This window comes from Corynebacterium sp., from assembly GCF_022712195.1.
Taxonomy (GTDB): domain Bacteria; phylum Actinomycetota; class Actinomycetes; order Mycobacteriales; family Mycobacteriaceae; genus Corynebacterium.
In genome coordinates this window covers 1-15,299 of sequence record NZ_JALAGY010000084.1, presented here as the reverse complement: position 1 = coordinate 15,299, position 15,299 = coordinate 1, and the positions used below count along the sequence as shown (strand labels likewise).

The following is a 15,299-nucleotide window of genomic DNA, read 5'->3' as shown; positions in this document are numbered from 1 at the left end:
ATGTCCACCACCCCCACCCGCCCGGCCGGAGCAGCCGGCACCGGCGCCGGCTTCACAGCCACCAGGTCCACCGCGGTCGTCACCGCCCTGTGCTGGATCGCCGTCCTGCTGGACGGTTTCGACCTGGTCGTCCTGGGCACCACGATCCCGTCGATGCTCGAGGACCCGGCATGGGACCTCACCGGCGCCCAGGCCACCCAGATCACCACCGTCGGTCTGGTCGGCATGACCATCGGCGCCCTGGTCATCGGGTTCCTCACCGACAAACTGGGGCGCCGCCGCGTGCTCATCGCCGCGGTGTTCCTGTTCTCGGTGTTCACCCTCCTCCTGGCGTTCACCACCGACGTCACGTGGTTCTCACTCTGGCGATTCCTCGCCGGGGCCGGCCTGGGTGGTGCGCTGCCCACGGCCATCTCCCTGGTCACGGAGTTCCGTTCCGGACGGAAGGCCGGTTCCGCCTCGACCACGCTGATGACCGGCTACCACGTGGGTGCGGTGCTCACCGCCCTGCTGGGGATGTTCCTCATCGACGCCGCCGGCTGGCACGCCATGTTCGTCGCCGGGGCCGTCCCGGGCCTCATCCTGGCACCCGTCCTGTACTTCCTCCTGCCCGAGTCCCCCGCCTACCTGCGGATCAAGGGGCGTGTCGAGGAGGCGGAGTCCATCGAACAGGCCTACGGCCTGCAGGTCGACACGGAGATGGACACCCTGCAGGAACAGAAGGAGGGCGAGAACACCGAAGGGATCCGCGCCCTGCTGCAACCCACCTTCCGGGTCAACACCGTCGCCATCTGGGCGACCTCGTTCATGGGGCTGCTGCTGGTCTACGGCCTGAACACCTGGCTGCCGCAGATCATGCGCGAGGCGGACTACGACCTGGGCAACTCCCTGGCCTTCCTCATGGTGCTCAACGTCGGCGCCGTGGTCGGGCTGTTCATCGCCGGCCGGGTCGCGGACATCCACTCGCCGCGCAGGACGGCGCTGATCTGGTTCCTCTGCTCGGCGGTGTTCCTCGCCCTGCTGGCGATCCGCCTGCCGCTGGTGGGTCTCTACGTCGTCGTCTTCCTCACCGGCGTCTTCGTGTTCAGCTCCCAGGTGCTGATCTACGCCTTCGTGGGGGAGAACCACCCGTCCTCGGCACGCGCCACCGCGATGGGGTTCTCCGCCGGCATCGGACGCCTCGGCGCGATTTCGGGCCCACTGCTCGGAGGCATCCTGGTCACCGCCGGGATCGCCTACCCGTGGGGCTTCTTCGCCTTCGCGGTGGTCGGGGTACTGGGGTTCGCGATCTTCTCGTTCTCCCGGACCCTGCGTCCCTCCACGATCGCCGCGGTGGAGGGAGAGACGTCCCCGTCCTGATTCCCTGTCCCGGGCCCGGTCCGTCCGGGCCCTGCAGTACCGCCTGCCGCCACATCCGTGACCGGGCGAACCACCGTCCCCGACAAGAGCACGTCCCCGGGGACTGATCACGAGGAGTTCACAATGAGTACCTCACCGTCTGTGCACGACGACGCCCCGCACACGGCGCCGCAGAAGACCCCCAGGAGGGCCGCCCTGTCCAGCTGGGTCGGTTCCGCACTGGAGTACTACGACTTCGCCGTCTACGGCACCGCGGCCGCGCTGGTCATCAACGTCCTGTTCTTCCCCGAGGGGACGTCCCCGGGTGTGGCCGTGCTGGCCTCGATGGCCACCGTCGGCATCGCCTACGTGGTGCGCCCCCTGGGGGCCCTGATCATGGGACCGCTGGCCGACCGGTTCGGACGCAAGTTCGTGCTGATGCTGTCACTGTTCATGATCGGCGCCTCGACCTTCGTCGTCGGGTGTCTGCCGACCTACAGCCAGGTCGGACTGCTCGCCCCGCTGCTGCTGGCGCTGTGCCGCATCGTGCAGGGGATCTCCGCCTCCGGCGAGCAGGGCAGCGCCATCGCGGTGTCCCTGGAGCACGCCGATGAACAGCACCGTTCCTGGACCACCGCGTGGACCCTGCACGGCACCCAGTTCGGTACGCTGCTGGCCACCGCGGTCTTCATCCCCTTCACCGCCTTCCTGCCCGAGGAACAGCTGATGAGCTGGGGATGGCGGGTGCCCTTCTGGCTCTCCGCCTTCGTCGTCCTGATCGCCTGGATCATCCGCCGCCGACTCGAGGAGCCCCCGGCGTTCCAGGAGACCGCCGCCGAGGTCGAGGACGCCAAGGAGGTCGAGCAGGAGGTCTCCCTGGACGACCTGGACCCCAGGACCGCCGAGCGTGTCGCGGCCCGCGCCGCGGCGGCCAGGCACAACCCGCTGCAGCTGGTGATGAAGTACCACCGTGCCGCGGTGGTCCGGGTGGCGTTCGCCGCCATGATCAACACGGTCAACATCGTCTTCACCGTGTGGTCCCTGTCGTTCGCGACCTCGATCGTGGGGCTGGACCGCTCCACGATGCTGTGGGTCACCGTGACCGGTAACGTGTGTGCCCTGGTCAGCATCCCGCTGGCAGGCTCGGCCGCCGACCGTTTCGGACGGAAGAAGGTCTTCATCACCGGTGCCCTCGGCGCCGCCGTGGTGATGTACCCCTACCTGATGGCGGTCAACGCCGGGAACTGGCCGCTGATCTTCGTCCTCGGCGCCGTGATGTTCGGCCTGTTCTACTCCATGTCCAACGCGACGTGGCCGGCCCTGTACGCCGAGATGTTCCCGACCTCGGTGCGGGTCACCGGTGTCGCACTGGGCACGCAGATCGGCTTCGCACTGTCGGGCGGCTTCGCCCCGATCCTGGCGTCCCTCGTCGCCGGGACCGAGGGCGACAACTACCTCGGTGTCGCGATGTTCTCGTCCGTCGTCGCCGTCCTTGTCTCGATCGCCATCGCCACCACCCGTGAGACCGCCTTCCTGACCCTCGACCAGATCGACGCCGGCGACACCTTCGTCCAGAAAGTGAAGCAGAATCAATGAGAACGTCCGTAGCCACCGTCTGCCTGTCAGGCACCCTCGCCGAGAAACTCCGCGCCGCCTCCGACGCCGGGTACGACGGTGTGGAGATCTTCGAACAGGACCTGGTCGTCTCCCCGCACTCCCCGGAGCAGATCCGGGAGAGAGGGGAGCAGCTGGGCCTGAGTTTCGACCTCTACCAGCCCTTCCGCGACCTCGACGGAGTGGACGAGGAGCAGTTCGCCGACAACCTGCGCCGGCTCGAGTCGAAGTTCCGGATCATGAGACGGTTGAACATCGACATGATCCTGATCTGCTCGAACGTCGGCACCGCCACCGTCGACGACGACGAGGTCTGCGCCTCGCAGCTCCGCCGCGCCGGCGAGCTGGCCGCCGGCTACGGTATCCGCCTGGCCTACGAGGCGCTGGCCTGGGGGAGGTACGTCAACACCTACCGCCACGCCCACCGGATCGTGGAGCTGGCGGACCACCCCAACGTGGGCACCTGCCTGGACAGCTTCCACATCCTGTCCCGGGGCGACGACCCCTCGGACATCGCCGGCATCCCGGGCGAGAAGATCTTCTTCGTCCAGCTCGCCGACGCCCCGCGCCGGGACATGGACCTGCTGTCCTGGTCGAGGCACCACCGGGTGTTCCCCGGTGAGGGCGACTTCGACCTGGTGGAGTTCCTCCGCCTGCTCACCGTCGCCGGGTACGACGGGCCGGTGTCCCTGGAGATCTTCAACGACTCCTTCCGCCAGGCCGACGTCACCCGCACCGCGGTCGACGGGCTGCGTTCGCTGCGCTGGCTGGAGGACCAGGTCTACCGGGAGCTCGACGCGGCCCGGCCGGAGAACGGCTCCGTCGACCCCGCCTCCTACCCGGTGGGACTGGCGGCGCTGCCGGAGGCGACGGCCCCGCGGTCGTACAGTTTCGTCGAACTGCACACCGGCCGGCTCGGGGAGATCACCAAACTCCTCCACCAGCTCGGCTTCGTGCTGGGCGGCTACCACCGCACCAAGGAGGACTTCCAGGTGTGGGTGCAGGGCGGCGCCCGGATCGTGGTCCGTGACCTGGGCCCCACCGGCAGCGACACCGTGATCGACAGCTTCGGTGTGGACGTCGTGGGGGCGGAGCGCTCGGCCGCGCGGGCGGAGAAGCTGTCCGCCGAGAAACTCGTGCGGCAACGTCAGGACGACGAGGCGGACCTCCACGGGGTGTACACGCCCGACGGGACCGGTATCTACTTCTGCGAGGCCACCGCCGACGGCGTCCCCGTCTGGGCCGAGGAGTTCGGTCTGATCGGCGAGGACGTCCGGACCATCGACGCGGTCACCGACGCCCACTCACGGATCGTCGGTGTGGACCACGTGGGGCTCGCCCAGCGCTGGCACCGGCACGACGAGGCGGCCCTGTACTTCACCTCGGTGCTGGGACTGCAGGCGCACACGCCGGACGCCGTCCCGAGCCCCGCCGGGTACGTGCACTCCCGGGTGATGTCGGCGCCGGAGGGCGACTTCTCCCTGACCCTCAACGTGGCGCCTGAGGGCAGTGAGCAGGGCGACTTCCTCGCCGCGTCCTACCCGGAGCACGTGACCCTGGAGGTCACCGGGATCACCGGACTGGCGCGCCGGGCGCGCCGCCGGGGCCTGGAGATGCTCCCGGTGCCGGACAACTACTACGACGACCTGGTCTCCAGGTTCAACCTGGACGAGGAGACCGTGGCGGAGCTGCGGGAGTGCAACGTGCTCTACGACCGTGACGGGCACGGTGAGTACCTGCGGTTCTACACCGGCACGCTGGGGACGATGTTCTTCGAACTCGTCGAACGGCGCGGTGACTACGCCGGGCACGGCGTGGACAACACCCCGGTGCGCCTCGCGGCCCAGTACCGGGTGCTGCGTGACGCGACCCGCGGCATCCCCAGCTGAGTCTGCGGCGCCGCGGACCACAGCTCACCTGAACACCCACACCGAACACCCACATCCGAGAGAAGGTAGACCACCATGACCACCACACCCGCACGCAGTTTCCTGCTGGGGCTGATCGGCACCGACCTGTCCCTGTCGCGCACCCCGCCGATGCACGAGGCCGAGGGCCTGGCGCAGGGCCACCCCACGGTGTACCGCCGGCTCGACGTGCTCACCGACCGGTTGAAGGAGCGGTCGCTGGAGCAGCTGCTGTCCGGCGCCATCGACCTGGGGTTCGACGGCCTGAACATCACCCACCCCTTCAAGCGTGAGGTGGTGGAGCTGCTGGACGAGGTCGACCCGGTCGCCGGCCGGCTGGGTTCGGTGAACACCGTGGCCATCCGCGACGGCAGGACCTTCGGCTACAACACGGACGTCACCGGCTACGCGCGTGGCCTGGCCGAGCAGCTGCCGGACGTCTCGAAGCGGTCCGTGGTCCAGGTCGGCGCCGGGGGAGTGGGCAACGCCGTCGCCTTCGCCCTGGCGGAGGCCGGTGTGGAGCAGCTGGAGATCCGTGACGTCGACGCCGCCCGTGCCGCCGAGCTCGCAGGGAACCTCAACACCGCCACCGGGACGACGATCGCCACGGGCGGCGGCCCGGAGGGTGTCGAGGACGCTGTCGCCGCGGCGGACGGTGTGGTCAACGCGACTCCGCTGGGCATGCTCAGCCACCCCGGGACGTCCTTCGACACCTCCTGCCTGACCCCGGGTCACTGGGTCAGTGACGTGGTGTACATGCCGGTGTCCACCCAGCTGCTGCAGGAGGCGGAGGCTGCGGGGTGCCGCACCATCAACGGCACCCACATGGCCGTCTACCAGGCGGTGGACGCCTTCGAGCACTTCACCGGGCTGCCGGCGGACGCCGACCGTATGCGGGCGACGTTCCACTCGCTGGGCTGAGCCTGCGACATTCCGCACCTCATAACCTGCTTAAGTAATCAAAAGCCCAGGTCAGGGCTCAAGCAGCGTCTTATGGGGTGCGATGACTGCGCGGGGTGTGAAGTGGGGTCCGCCACCGGCGCCGCGTATGCCCCTCACCGGCGCTGCAGTGCCGTGGACAGCTCGGTGCGGCTCCTGATGCCCAGCTTGCGGTAGCAGTTGGTGAGGTGGTGCTCCACCGTCTTCGTCGACAGGGTCAACTCCCGGGCGATGTCCCGGTTGGTGGAGCCGTCGGCGGCCATCACCGCGATCTGCTCCTCCTGGGAGGTGAGCACGCCGGACGGACCGGACACCGTATCGGCACCGATCACACCGACGGCACCGCCTGCACCTTCGGCGACCGGTGCACCGGAAGCGCCTGAGACACCAGAGCTGCCTGAGATCCCTGTAGCGCGGCGTTCCCGACGGCAGCGTTCCACCATGGCCGGTGCACCCATCGAGGCGAAGACCTCCTCGGCGCGGGCGAAGATCTCGTCGGCACGCCGTCGTCGCCCGAGCCGACGCAGGACCTGGCCGTACTCGAGCAGGATACGTGACTGGTAGGCCCGCATCGGGGTGTCGGAGATGATCTCGACGGCCTCGTCGAAGCACCGTACCCCGGCCTCCACGTCCCCGCGCCGCAACAGTATGCTGCCGCGGGGCACCCGCAGTTTCGCCGCCACCGAGGACAACCCGCTGCCGGCCGTGCGCTGTTCGGCCTCGGAGACGACGGCGTCGGCGGCACGGATCCTCCCGGCGCGCACGAGGCACTGCGCGTAGACGTCCTCCCACGGCCAGAACCCGGGTTGCTGGGTGTCCTTCTCTGTGCCGATCCGGGCCAGTGACTCGCCCACACGCAGCGCCGCCACGAGGTCGCTGCTGGTGGCGGTGGTGATCATGCGGCTCATGGCGGCGGGCAGTCGCTGGATGAGGAAGGACTCGGGGTCGTCGGGCAGGCGGCCGGTGTACTGGCGGGAGGCTGGGGCGTCGCCCTGGAAGGCGGCGACCTGGGCGCCGGTCCACAGCAGGACGGGGTCGAGCAGGGTGCTGCCGTGCGCGTCGCCGGTGGCCAGGCCTCGTTCGACGGTTCGGCGGGCGTCCTCGAAGTCGCCGAGGACGTACTGCGTCCGGGCCAGCCAGGCGTCCCGCCAGATCCGCAGCGTGGGTGTGGCCCGGTCCCCGGCGGGCAGCGGGGTCGACAGGAGCCCGCGTGCAGTGAGGGGGTCGTCGTTGACCAGCGCCAGCCAGCCGTCGACGAGGCGGTGGGGCACGTCCTGCCCGTCGGACGGGGTGAAGGTGCCCTCGAGGACGCTGGTGGCGACGGTGGTGAGCAGGTCGTCTCCGGCGGCGGTGGCGTGCTCGAGCATGGCCTGGGGCTCCCAGTCGGCGAAGGCGAGCAGGGCGCGCTGCCGTGACGGCCGGGTCCCGGATCGGTCCAGTTCGGCATGGGCACGGCGACGTTGGCCGGCGTGCATCGCCAGGTAGGACGCCACAGGTGCCGGTGCGGAGCCGTCCTGCGACCAGAGTCTGGCGGCGGGCAGGTCCCCGGCCGCAGCCAGGGCCTCGGCGGTGGCTCCGGCCTGTTTTCCGGCCTGTTTTCCGGCCTGGTTACCGGCGTGGTCTCCCGCACCGTCATCGGGAAGCTGGCACAGCACATCGGCTGCGGCCCGCCACCGCCCCTGGTCACGGTACTGTGCGGCGAGGGTACGCATCCGGCCTGCAGTGTCCGCGATGTCCCCGGCATCCCCGCCGGCGCGTGCCGCCTCGAGCCGGTGGTGCAGCGCACGTCCGGGGTCGGTGTGCAGCCGCGCTGCGTGTGTGTGGAGGGCGGCGGCGACCGGCGGGGAAGTCTCCTCCAGTACGACGGCCCGGTGGCGTGGGTCCCGGAACTCCACCTCCGAGCCCGGCAGTGCGCGCAGCAGCCGGGAGAATGTCCCGTCGGCGACTGCGACATTCCCGGTGAGACCCCGAACCAGGGCCAGTGGGACGGGGCCCGCGTCCGGTCCTCCGCCGACCGCCACGGCACGCAGCAGGTCAGTCAGCAGACGCCGGCCTTCGCTGTCCCCGCTGACGCCGCTGACGCCGCTGACGCCGCTGACCTCGCCCAGGGTGTCCGCCAGGGAGGCGGCCCAGTGGTCGGGGACGGCGGGGAGCCGTCCTGCCCTGATGTCGCCGGGCGCGCCGTGGAGCAGCTCCGTCAGGAGGTCGACCCGGCCGCCGGTCATGGTGTGCAGACCCGTTGCCAGGCGTGGCGTCGGGACGGATCCGGTCGAGGTCTCCACCACCGCACCCACGTCGTCGACGGTCAGGGGAGGGACCTGCACCTCGACGTGCCCGCGCAGCAGCCCCGGCGCCTGCCGGTGCCCGTCGGCGCCCACCGACCCCACGACCACGAGCCGGGCGGCACGGTCGTGCCGGGACGTCTCGGCGTGGAGTCCCCTGAGCTGGTCGGGGTCGGCCAGGTGCAGGTCCTCGACCAGCAGCAGGGTGTCGGCGGAGTCGCCGGGCCGGGACACCTCCGGCGGTACGGCGAGCCCCGGGAGCAGGCGGGTGTGGAGCACCGCCCACGCCGGGGAGCCGGTGGCGACACCGTGCAGCACCCCGGACGCGCCGCCACCGGCCCAGTCCCGCACCGTCACGAGGAGCCCGCAGCCGGAGGGGATGTTCTCCAGGTGCGCCAGGATCTCCCTGACCTGCCGGTGGTGGAGGCGGGGGACGTTTCCGCGGTGGACGACAGACACGCCGACAGTCTACCGGGGCGGCGGGGCCCGCCTCAGCGACCGTCGCCGGCCAACTCCCGTCCCGCGACGTAGCCGAAGGTCAGGGCAGGACCCAGGTTGATGCCCCCGGCCGGGTAGAACCCGCCCATGACCGACGCCCGGTCGTTGCCCGCGGTGTACAGCCCGGTGATCGGGGAACCGTCCTCGCCGAGCACCCGGGCACGCCCGTCGGCGGTGATGCCGGCGAAGGTGCCGAAACTTCCCGGCAGGACCTTCACCGCGTAGAACGGGCCTTTCTCCACCGGGGCCAGGGACGGGTTGGGGCCCACCGCCGGGTCGCCGCCGTAGCGGTTGAACGGGGTGGATCCCCGGTGGAAGTCCGGGTCCTCGCCGCGCCGGGCGTTGTCGTTGAACTCGGCGACGGTGGCCTCCAGTCCGTCCGGGTCGATCCCGCACTTCTCCGCGAGTTCCCGCAGTGTCCGCCCTTTCACCAGGTACCCGTTGCGGACGTAGGGGAACAGCGGCACCGGGAAGGGCTTCGCCATCCCCAGCGGGTAGCGGCGCACGAAGGTCGAGTCGGCGATCTGCCAGGACTGCACCGGCTCCCCTTCGGGGGTGGCGGCGATCATCGCGTCGACGTAGTCGTAGTAGCCGTTCGCCTCGTTGACGAACCGTCGTCCGGTGGACACCACTCCGACGCAACCGGGCTTGGCGCGGTCCATGATGTGGGGGAAGGTGCCGACCTTGCCGTTGAGGTAGGGGACCTCGGACACCGGGCACCAGGCCGCGGGCGACTTCAGGTCCGTGGTCACCGCCGCCCCCACGGCCTGTGCCATGCGCAGGCCGTCCCCGCAGGCCTCCTCCGGGGCCAGCGTACGGTGCTCCCGTCCGGTGGGGGTCTGGGGGAACAGTTCCCGGCGCAGCTCGACGTCCGCCGGGAACCCTCCGGTGGCCAGTAGGACCCCACGCGACGCGGAGAGCGTCCTGGTGCCGTCCGGTCCCTGCACCGTCACCCCGGTCACCCGGCCGGAGGCGTCGGTGGTCAGTTCGCGTGCGGCGGTACCGGTCAGCAGCTCCACCCCCAGGTCGTCGGCGGAGGCGGCGAGCCGGCCGATCATCGCGGCACCGTTGACCATCTGCATGTTCCGCCGGTGCACCACCATGTCCCACAGGTGCACCAGGACGCGCCGGGCCGCGTGGAACCAGCCGCGGACGTCCCCGCGGGAGGCCGACAGGAACTTCTTCAGGTCCGGGCCTGCCATGATGCCCATCCCCAGGAAGGACGTCTCGTAGAGCTGGTGGCGCAGTTTGGCCCGCACCTCCGGCCGTACGGCGCGGCCGTTGAACGGGGTGGGTCCCACCGAGCGGTGCCCGTTGCCGGCCCCGGGCAGGTCGCCGTAGATGTCCTTGATCGTGGACCCCGGCGTGAACTGCAGGCGGGTGCAGTTGTGGAAGAAGTCCACCATCTCCGGGGCGGCGTCGAGGAAGGCGTCGATGTTGTCGTCCTGGTAGTACTTGCCGATGACCGCGCGCAGGTAGGTGCGGAACTCCTCGGGGTCCTCGACCACACCGTGGCGTCGGGCGAAGCCGGTGCCCGGGGTCCACGCCCACCCTCCGGACCAGGTCGTCGCCCCACCGAGGACGTCGGCCTTCTCGACGACGGCGACACCCAGGCCGTGGTGTGCGGCGGTGACGGCGGCGGAGAGGCCACCGGCGCCGGAGCCGACCACGACCACGTCGTAGTTGTCTCGGTCGTCGCGGGTGTTCTCGGGTGTCTGTGTCATGGTGTGTGGTCTCCTGGGGACGTGGGGACGGTGGATGTGTCGAGGACGCGACGGGCGGTGTCGTGCAGGTGGCGGATCCATGCGGCGTCCCCGTGGTGGGCGAGCAGGGCGTCGTTCGGGACCTCCACGCTGACGGGAAGGTCCGGCGGCAGGGCCCGCAGATATCCGGCGAGATCCTGCTCGCCGTCGCCCGGTGCCAGCCGACGGGACCGGGACTCCTCCACGAGGCCCTCCGTCGTGGTCGGTGGCTGCCGTGGGCTGTCGCACAACTGCACCATGTCGACAAGCCCGGCGACCCCGGCGAGTTCTGTGAGTTCTGCGGTGGTGGCGTGGAACCGCGCCAGGTGCAGGGTGTCCGGCAGGACCCGGGCACCGGTGGCCCGGGCGATCTCGGCGGCCACGGGCAGGGAACACACGCTGCGGTAGGAGATAGGTTCCAGTGCCGGCACCACGTCGAACCCGGCGGCGTCCTGGACCAGCCGGCCGAGGGTGTCGGTCAGCCTGGAGAGGTCGTCGTCTCCGGCGGCGACGGTGAACCGTGTGGCGCCGAGGGCCTGTGCGGTCTCCAGAGCGGGCATCCACGTGTCGGGGCCGGTGTCGGCGTCGATGCGCAGGAACTCGGCGTCGACCACCGCCAGCCCGGTGTCCGACAGGGCAGTCAGGGTGTCGGTGAGCAGCGGGGATCCCGGGGACAGGTCGTGGGAGGGTTCGTCGGCGGTGACGGCCAGGACGCGCAGGCCGACGAAGTCGAAGCCGGCGTCCGCGGCGAGGCGGACGAGTCGGTCCGGCGGCACCGTCAGCGCCGACAGCGGGGCCAGGCCCAGCGGGCGGGGCTCGGCCGGGGTCACTCCGCGGCCTTCCTGCCCAGCCGTACGGCGGCGCCGGTGCGTGAGGACTCGTAGACGGCGAGCAGCACCGCCAGTGCGCGTGTGGCGTCCCGGCCGGTCACCGCGGGCGGACGGCCGTCACGCACCGCCCCCACGAAATCGGCGACCTGGGCGGTGTGGTGCGGGATCAGGGCGCCGTTGATCGTCCGGAGGTCGGCGTTGGCGACGAGGTCGGACGGGTGGTCCGGGGTGGTGGTCACCGTTCCGCCCTCCGCGCGCAGCACAGCCCGGCCGTCGGTGCCCTCCGGGTACTCCAGGATGGCGCGGGTGGCGCCCGAGGAGGCGGTGACCTGCACCCGGGCGCCGAGTGCGGTGTCCGCTGCGGTGGTGGCGGTGATCGTGGCCAGGGCGCCGGAGGCGAAGGTCACGGTGGCCACCGCGGTGTCCTCGGCCTCGATGTCGTGGGTGAAGGTGGCGATGCGGCCGGTGACCTCCACCGGTTCGCCCATCATCCAGACCAGCAGGTCGATGTAGTGGATCGCCTGGGTCATCAGCACCCCGCCGCCGTCACTGTTCCAGGTGCCCCGCCAGGGGGTGGCGGAGTAGTAGGTGGGGTCACGGTGGAGCAGCACGGTGCACTGGCCGAGGATCGGTTCGCCGAGCCGGCCGGCCACCAGGTCGTCCTTCATCTCCCGGGCCGCGGGCCAGAAACGGCGCTGGAACAGCACACCGAGGCGGACGCCGGCGGCGTCGCAGGCGGCGGTCATGCGTTCAGCGGACGCGAGGTCCACGGCGACGGGCTTCTCGCACAGCACGTGGACGCCGGCGTCCGCGGCGGCGAGGACGACGTCCTCGTGGGTGGCGTGCGGGGTGCACACCGAGACGATGTCGACTCCGGTGGCCAGCAGGTCCTCCACGGTGCCGACGGCGTGGGGGATCCCGTACCGCGCCGCGGTCTCTCCGGCACGTCCGGGGTCGATGTCGCAGACGACGGTGACCTCGGCGCCTTCGGCGGCGGCGAAGGCCTCGAGGTGGTTGCGGGAGATGGCGCCGCAGCCGACGACACCGACGCGCAGGGTGTCTCCCGGGTGGTCGGCGGCCCCGGTGCCGGGACGGGTTCTGTCGGGGTACGGCATGTCTGGTGTCTCACTCCTGGTGTGAATCGTCCGGGACGGATGGTCCGGGGTGGATGGTCCCAGACTAGGGAGCTTCGTCGCAGGTCACGAGCATGTCCCGTTCAACGGGACGCCAGGGGTGGCCACGGGGAGGTGGCGGGCTCACCGGTGCCGCCGGTGCGAGCGGTGTTGCCGGGGCCAGCGGGGTCGAGAGCCGCGGTGAGTCGCCGGCCGGCCGTCGTCAGGGCGCTGAGGACACTGTCGTGGTCGCACCGCCCGGTGCGTGCCACCACCCCGACCGAGCAGAGAACGGTGCCGTCCCGGTCCAGGCACGGGACGGCGAAGGAGGTGTTCTCGGCGACCATGCCGCCGACGATGTGCCCGTAGCCGCGACGGCGGATGTCGGCGAGGTGCGCCAGGAGTGCCCCGGCGTCCCGTCCGGACGCCTGCTCGTCGAGGACGCGTCGGACGGTCGACTCGTCAGCGTGGGCGAGCATGGCCAGGCCCGTGGAGTTGTCGTGCAGGGGCAGGCGCGAGGCGTGACGGCTGATGATCCTGAGCGGATAGGGGGCGTCGTGGCGTTCCAGGTAGAGCACGCTCAGGGTGTCGAAGTCGGGCACGGTCAGGCAGATGTGGTGGCCGACGCGGGCGTGCAGGTCCTCCAGGACCGGGCGGGCGGTCTCCCGGAGCTTCTCCACCGGGTTGCAGCGCACGGACGTCTCCCAGGACCGGACGCTGACCGACAGCGTGTGGTCGTCGTGCCGGTGCAGCATGCCCACTGAGGTCATCTCGGTGACAAGGCGGTGGGTCGTCGACCGGGAGAGGCCCGTGGCGGTGGCGATCTGGGCGGCGGTGAGCCGGGGGCGGTCCACGTCGAAGCACTCGAGGATCCGCATGGCCCGTTGGAGCATCGACTCCCCGGAGCGTGAGTTCGCCATGACCGTGACCGTAGTTTTCCGGCGTCAGCCGGCCAGGAAGCCCCGGATCAGGGTGTTCACCGTGTCCGGCTGCTCCAGGTTCGGCAGGTGCGCGGCCGGGGACAGGACCACGTAGGACGCTCCGGCGACACCGTCGGCGACCACCTTCACCGTCTCCGGGGTGGTGGACGGGTCGTGCTCACCGGCGACGACCAGCGTGGGCACGGTGATCTCGCCGAGCCGTGAGATGAAGTCCCACTGCGACAGGGCGTCGCAGCAGGCCGCGTAGCCCTCGTCCGGGGTGGCGGCGATCATGGCGCGGAAGTGGGCCGTGGTCGCGGGGCGCGTCTCCAGGAAGGACGGGGAGAACCACCGGGCGACGACGGCGTCCGCCAGCGCGCCGACGCCGTCGGTCCGGGCGGTGTGCGCCCGGTCGACCCACCCGGAGGGCTCGCCGAACTTCGCGGCGGTGCAGATGAACACCGCCCGGTCGACCCGGCCGCTGGTCGCCGCGAGGTACTGGGCGATGGCCCCGCCGAGGGACAGCCCGACCACGGCGAAGCGTCCCACACCGAGGCCGTCGAGCGTGTGCAGGACGTCGGCGGCCAGGTCAGGGACCGTGGGGCCGGTGTCGCCGTCCGGTGTCGCCGGTGACCGGCCGTGGCCGCGGTGGTCCAGTGCGATGACCCGCCGCCGGTCGCTGAGACCGTCCAGCTGCGGGAGCCACATCTCGGTGGTGGACCCCAGGGAGCCCAGGAGGACCACGGTGTCGGTGTCGGGCTCAGCGGGGCCGTACACCTCGGCGTGGAGGGTCAGCGGGGTGGTCGCTGCGGTGTCTGACGTCATGTCTGCTCCTTCGTGTGCGTGCTGTCGTGCAGGTTGTGCAGGTCAGGCCTGTTCCGACTCGAGGACCGCGGCCAGTCCCTGGCCACCGCCGATGCACATGGTGGCCAGGCCGCGCAGGCCCGCACCGCGGCGGCGGAGTTCATGGCTGAGCGTGACCAGCATCCGGGCGCCGGTGGCGCCGACGGGGTGGCCCAGGGAGATGCCGGAACCGTGCGGGTTGAGCCGCGGGTCGTCGGCGGCGACGCCCCACTCCTTCAGCACCGACAGTGCCTGGGCGGCGAAGGCCTCGTTGAGTTCGATGACGTCCAGGTCGTCCAGCGTCAGGCCCAGCCGGTCGAGGACACGTGCGGTGGCGGGGACCGGGCCGATCCCCATGGTCTCCGGTGCGACTCCGGCGACGGCCCAGCCGCTGAGCCGGGCGAAGGGCTCGAGGCCGAGTTCCCCGGCGCGGGCGCGGGTGGTCACGATCATCGCGGCGGCACCGTCGTTCTGGCCGGAGGCGTTGCCGGCGGTGACGGTGGCCCCGTCGTCCTGCCGGCCCATCACCGGGCGCAGGCCGGCGAGCTTCTCGGTGGTGGTCCCGGGACGCGGGTGCTCGTCGCGGTCGACGACGGTCTCCGGGTCGCGGCGGCGCCTGCCGGGGACGGTCACCGGGACGATCTCGTCGGCGAACAGGCCGTCCTCGATCGCGGCGACGGCGCGCCGGTGGGACTCGGTGGCCAGTTCGTCCTGCGCCTCGCGGGTGATGCCGTACTCGCGGCGCAGGTTCTCGGCGGTCTCGATCATGCCTCCGGGGATGGGGTGGTCACGGCCGCCGGCGGAGGCGCGGCCTTCGGCGAGGCGGTCGTGCAGGACCAGGTCACCGCCCTTCACACCCCAGCGGATGGAGCCGTCGACGGTGTAGCCGGTGCGGCTCATCGACTCCGCGCCCCCGGCGATGATGAGGTCTGCCGCACCTGTGGCGACATGGGCGGCGGCGGTGACCACGGCCTGCAGGCCCGAACCGCAGCGGCGGTCGAGCTGCATGCCGGGGACGCTGTCGCCGAGGCCGGCGTCCAGCGCGACGACGCGACCCAGGGCGGGGGCGGCACCGTCCGGGGACGCCTGCCCCAGGATCAGGTCGTCGATGCTGTCGGCGGTGAGCCCGGTGCGCTCGACGATCGCGCTGACCACGGCGGAGGCCAGGTCCTGTACCGGGACGTCGGTGAACGCTCCGCCGTAGGCGCCGACCGGGGTCCGCAGCGGGGAGCAGAGGACGACATCGGTCGGCGCGGGGGTCGGTGCGGGGGAGG

General features: G+C 71.3%; 11 protein-coding genes. 4 read left to right on the top strand and 7 right to left on the bottom strand.

Annotated elements, in window-relative coordinates; genetic code table 11:
* From Q0A34_RS11015 to Q0A34_RS11000, 4 genes are all read left to right on the top strand, one after another.
* Positions 1-1,359: an aromatic acid/H+ symport family MFS transporter gene (locus Q0A34_RS11015; protein WP_291480039.1), complete on the top strand. Its 1,359-nt coding sequence runs from the start codon at positions 1-3 to the stop codon at positions 1,357-1,359.
* A 123-nt stretch (positions 1,360-1,482) separates the two neighbouring features.
* The gene (locus tag Q0A34_RS11010; RefSeq protein WP_291480038.1) at positions 1,483-2,934 is read left to right on the top strand and encodes an MFS transporter; all 1,452 of its coding nucleotides are present in this window, start codon (positions 1,483-1,485) and stop codon (positions 2,932-2,934) included.
* A complete protein-coding gene (locus Q0A34_RS11005) occupies positions 2,931-4,841 on the top strand; it encodes a sugar phosphate isomerase/epimerase and 4-hydroxyphenylpyruvate domain-containing protein (protein WP_291480037.1) in 1,911 nt (636 codons plus the stop codon). Before Q0A34_RS11010 ends, Q0A34_RS11005 begins: the two co-directional genes overlap by 4 nt.
* A gap of 75 nt (positions 4,842-4,916) precedes the next feature.
* Positions 4,917-5,780: a shikimate dehydrogenase gene (locus tag Q0A34_RS11000; RefSeq protein ID WP_291480036.1), complete on the top strand. Its 864-nt coding sequence runs from the start codon at positions 4,917-4,919 to the stop codon at positions 5,778-5,780.
* A gap of 134 nt (positions 5,781-5,914) precedes the next feature.
* On the opposite strand, the gene Q0A34_RS10995 is transcribed toward Q0A34_RS11000, so the two are convergent.
* From Q0A34_RS10995 to Q0A34_RS10965, 7 genes are all read right to left on the bottom strand, one after another.
* Complete coding sequence (locus Q0A34_RS10995; RefSeq protein ID WP_291480035.1) at positions 5,915-8,539, bottom strand: helix-turn-helix transcriptional regulator; 2,625 nt, start codon at positions 8,537-8,539, stop codon at positions 5,915-5,917.
* Positions 8,540-8,571: 32 nt separating this feature from the next.
* Complete coding sequence (locus Q0A34_RS10990; protein WP_291480034.1) at positions 8,572-10,302, bottom strand: FAD-dependent oxidoreductase; 1,731 nt, start codon at positions 10,300-10,302, stop codon at positions 8,572-8,574.
* Positions 10,299-11,150: a sugar phosphate isomerase/epimerase gene (locus tag Q0A34_RS10985; RefSeq protein WP_291480033.1), complete on the bottom strand. Its 852-nt coding sequence runs from the start codon at positions 11,148-11,150 to the stop codon at positions 10,299-10,301. The genes Q0A34_RS10990 and Q0A34_RS10985 overlap by 4 nt, the downstream gene beginning before the upstream one ends.
* Positions 11,147-12,265 (bottom strand): Gfo/Idh/MocA family oxidoreductase, encoded by a 1,119-nt coding sequence (locus tag Q0A34_RS10980; protein WP_291480032.1) that lies wholly within the window; start codon positions 12,263-12,265, stop codon positions 11,147-11,149. Before Q0A34_RS10980 ends, Q0A34_RS10985 begins: the two co-directional genes overlap by 4 nt.
* A gap of 101 nt (positions 12,266-12,366) precedes the next feature.
* Positions 12,367-13,182, bottom strand: a complete 816-nt coding sequence (locus Q0A34_RS10975; RefSeq protein ID WP_291480031.1) for an IclR family transcriptional regulator — start codon at positions 13,180-13,182, stop codon at positions 12,367-12,369.
* A 24-nt stretch (positions 13,183-13,206) separates the two neighbouring features.
* The gene (pcaD, locus tag Q0A34_RS10970) at positions 13,207-14,007 is read right to left on the bottom strand and encodes a 3-oxoadipate enol-lactonase (RefSeq protein WP_291480030.1); all 801 of its coding nucleotides are present in this window, start codon (positions 14,005-14,007) and stop codon (positions 13,207-13,209) included.
* Positions 14,008-14,049: 42 nt separating this feature from the next.
* Entirely contained in the window at positions 14,050-15,249 is a 1,200-nt protein-coding gene (locus tag Q0A34_RS10965) for an acetyl-CoA C-acetyltransferase (RefSeq protein ID WP_291480086.1), read from the bottom strand.
* Positions 15,250-15,299 lie beyond the last annotated feature (50 nt).

What these genes read in the sequence shown, in the direction of transcription:
- Q0A34_RS11000 (WP_291480036.1), top strand. Translation starts at nt 4,917, where the DNA reads ATGACCACCACACCCGCACGCAGTTTCCTGCTGGGGCTGATCGGCACC.
- Q0A34_RS10975 (WP_291480031.1), bottom strand. Translation starts at nt 13,182, where the DNA reads ATGGCGAACTCACGCTCCGGGGAGTCGATGCTCCAACGGGCCATGCGG.
- Q0A34_RS11010 (WP_291480038.1), top strand. Translation starts at nt 1,483, where the DNA reads ATGAGTACCTCACCGTCTGTGCACGACGACGCCCCGCACACGGCGCCG.
- Q0A34_RS11015 (WP_291480039.1), top strand. Translation starts at nt 1, where the DNA reads ATGTCCACCACCCCCACCCGCCCGGCCGGAGCAGCCGGCACCGGCGCC.
- Q0A34_RS11005 (WP_291480037.1), top strand. Translation starts at nt 2,931, where the DNA reads ATGAGAACGTCCGTAGCCACCGTCTGCCTGTCAGGCACCCTCGCCGAG.
- Q0A34_RS10990 (WP_291480034.1), bottom strand. Translation starts at nt 10,302, where the DNA reads ATGACACAGACACCCGAGAACACCCGCGACGACCGAGACAACTACGAC.
- Q0A34_RS10980 (WP_291480032.1), bottom strand. Translation starts at nt 12,265, where the DNA reads ATGCCGTACCCCGACAGAACCCGTCCCGGCACCGGGGCCGCCGACCAC.
- pcaD (WP_291480030.1), bottom strand. Translation starts at nt 14,007, where the DNA reads ATGACGTCAGACACCGCAGCGACCACCCCGCTGACCCTCCACGCCGAG.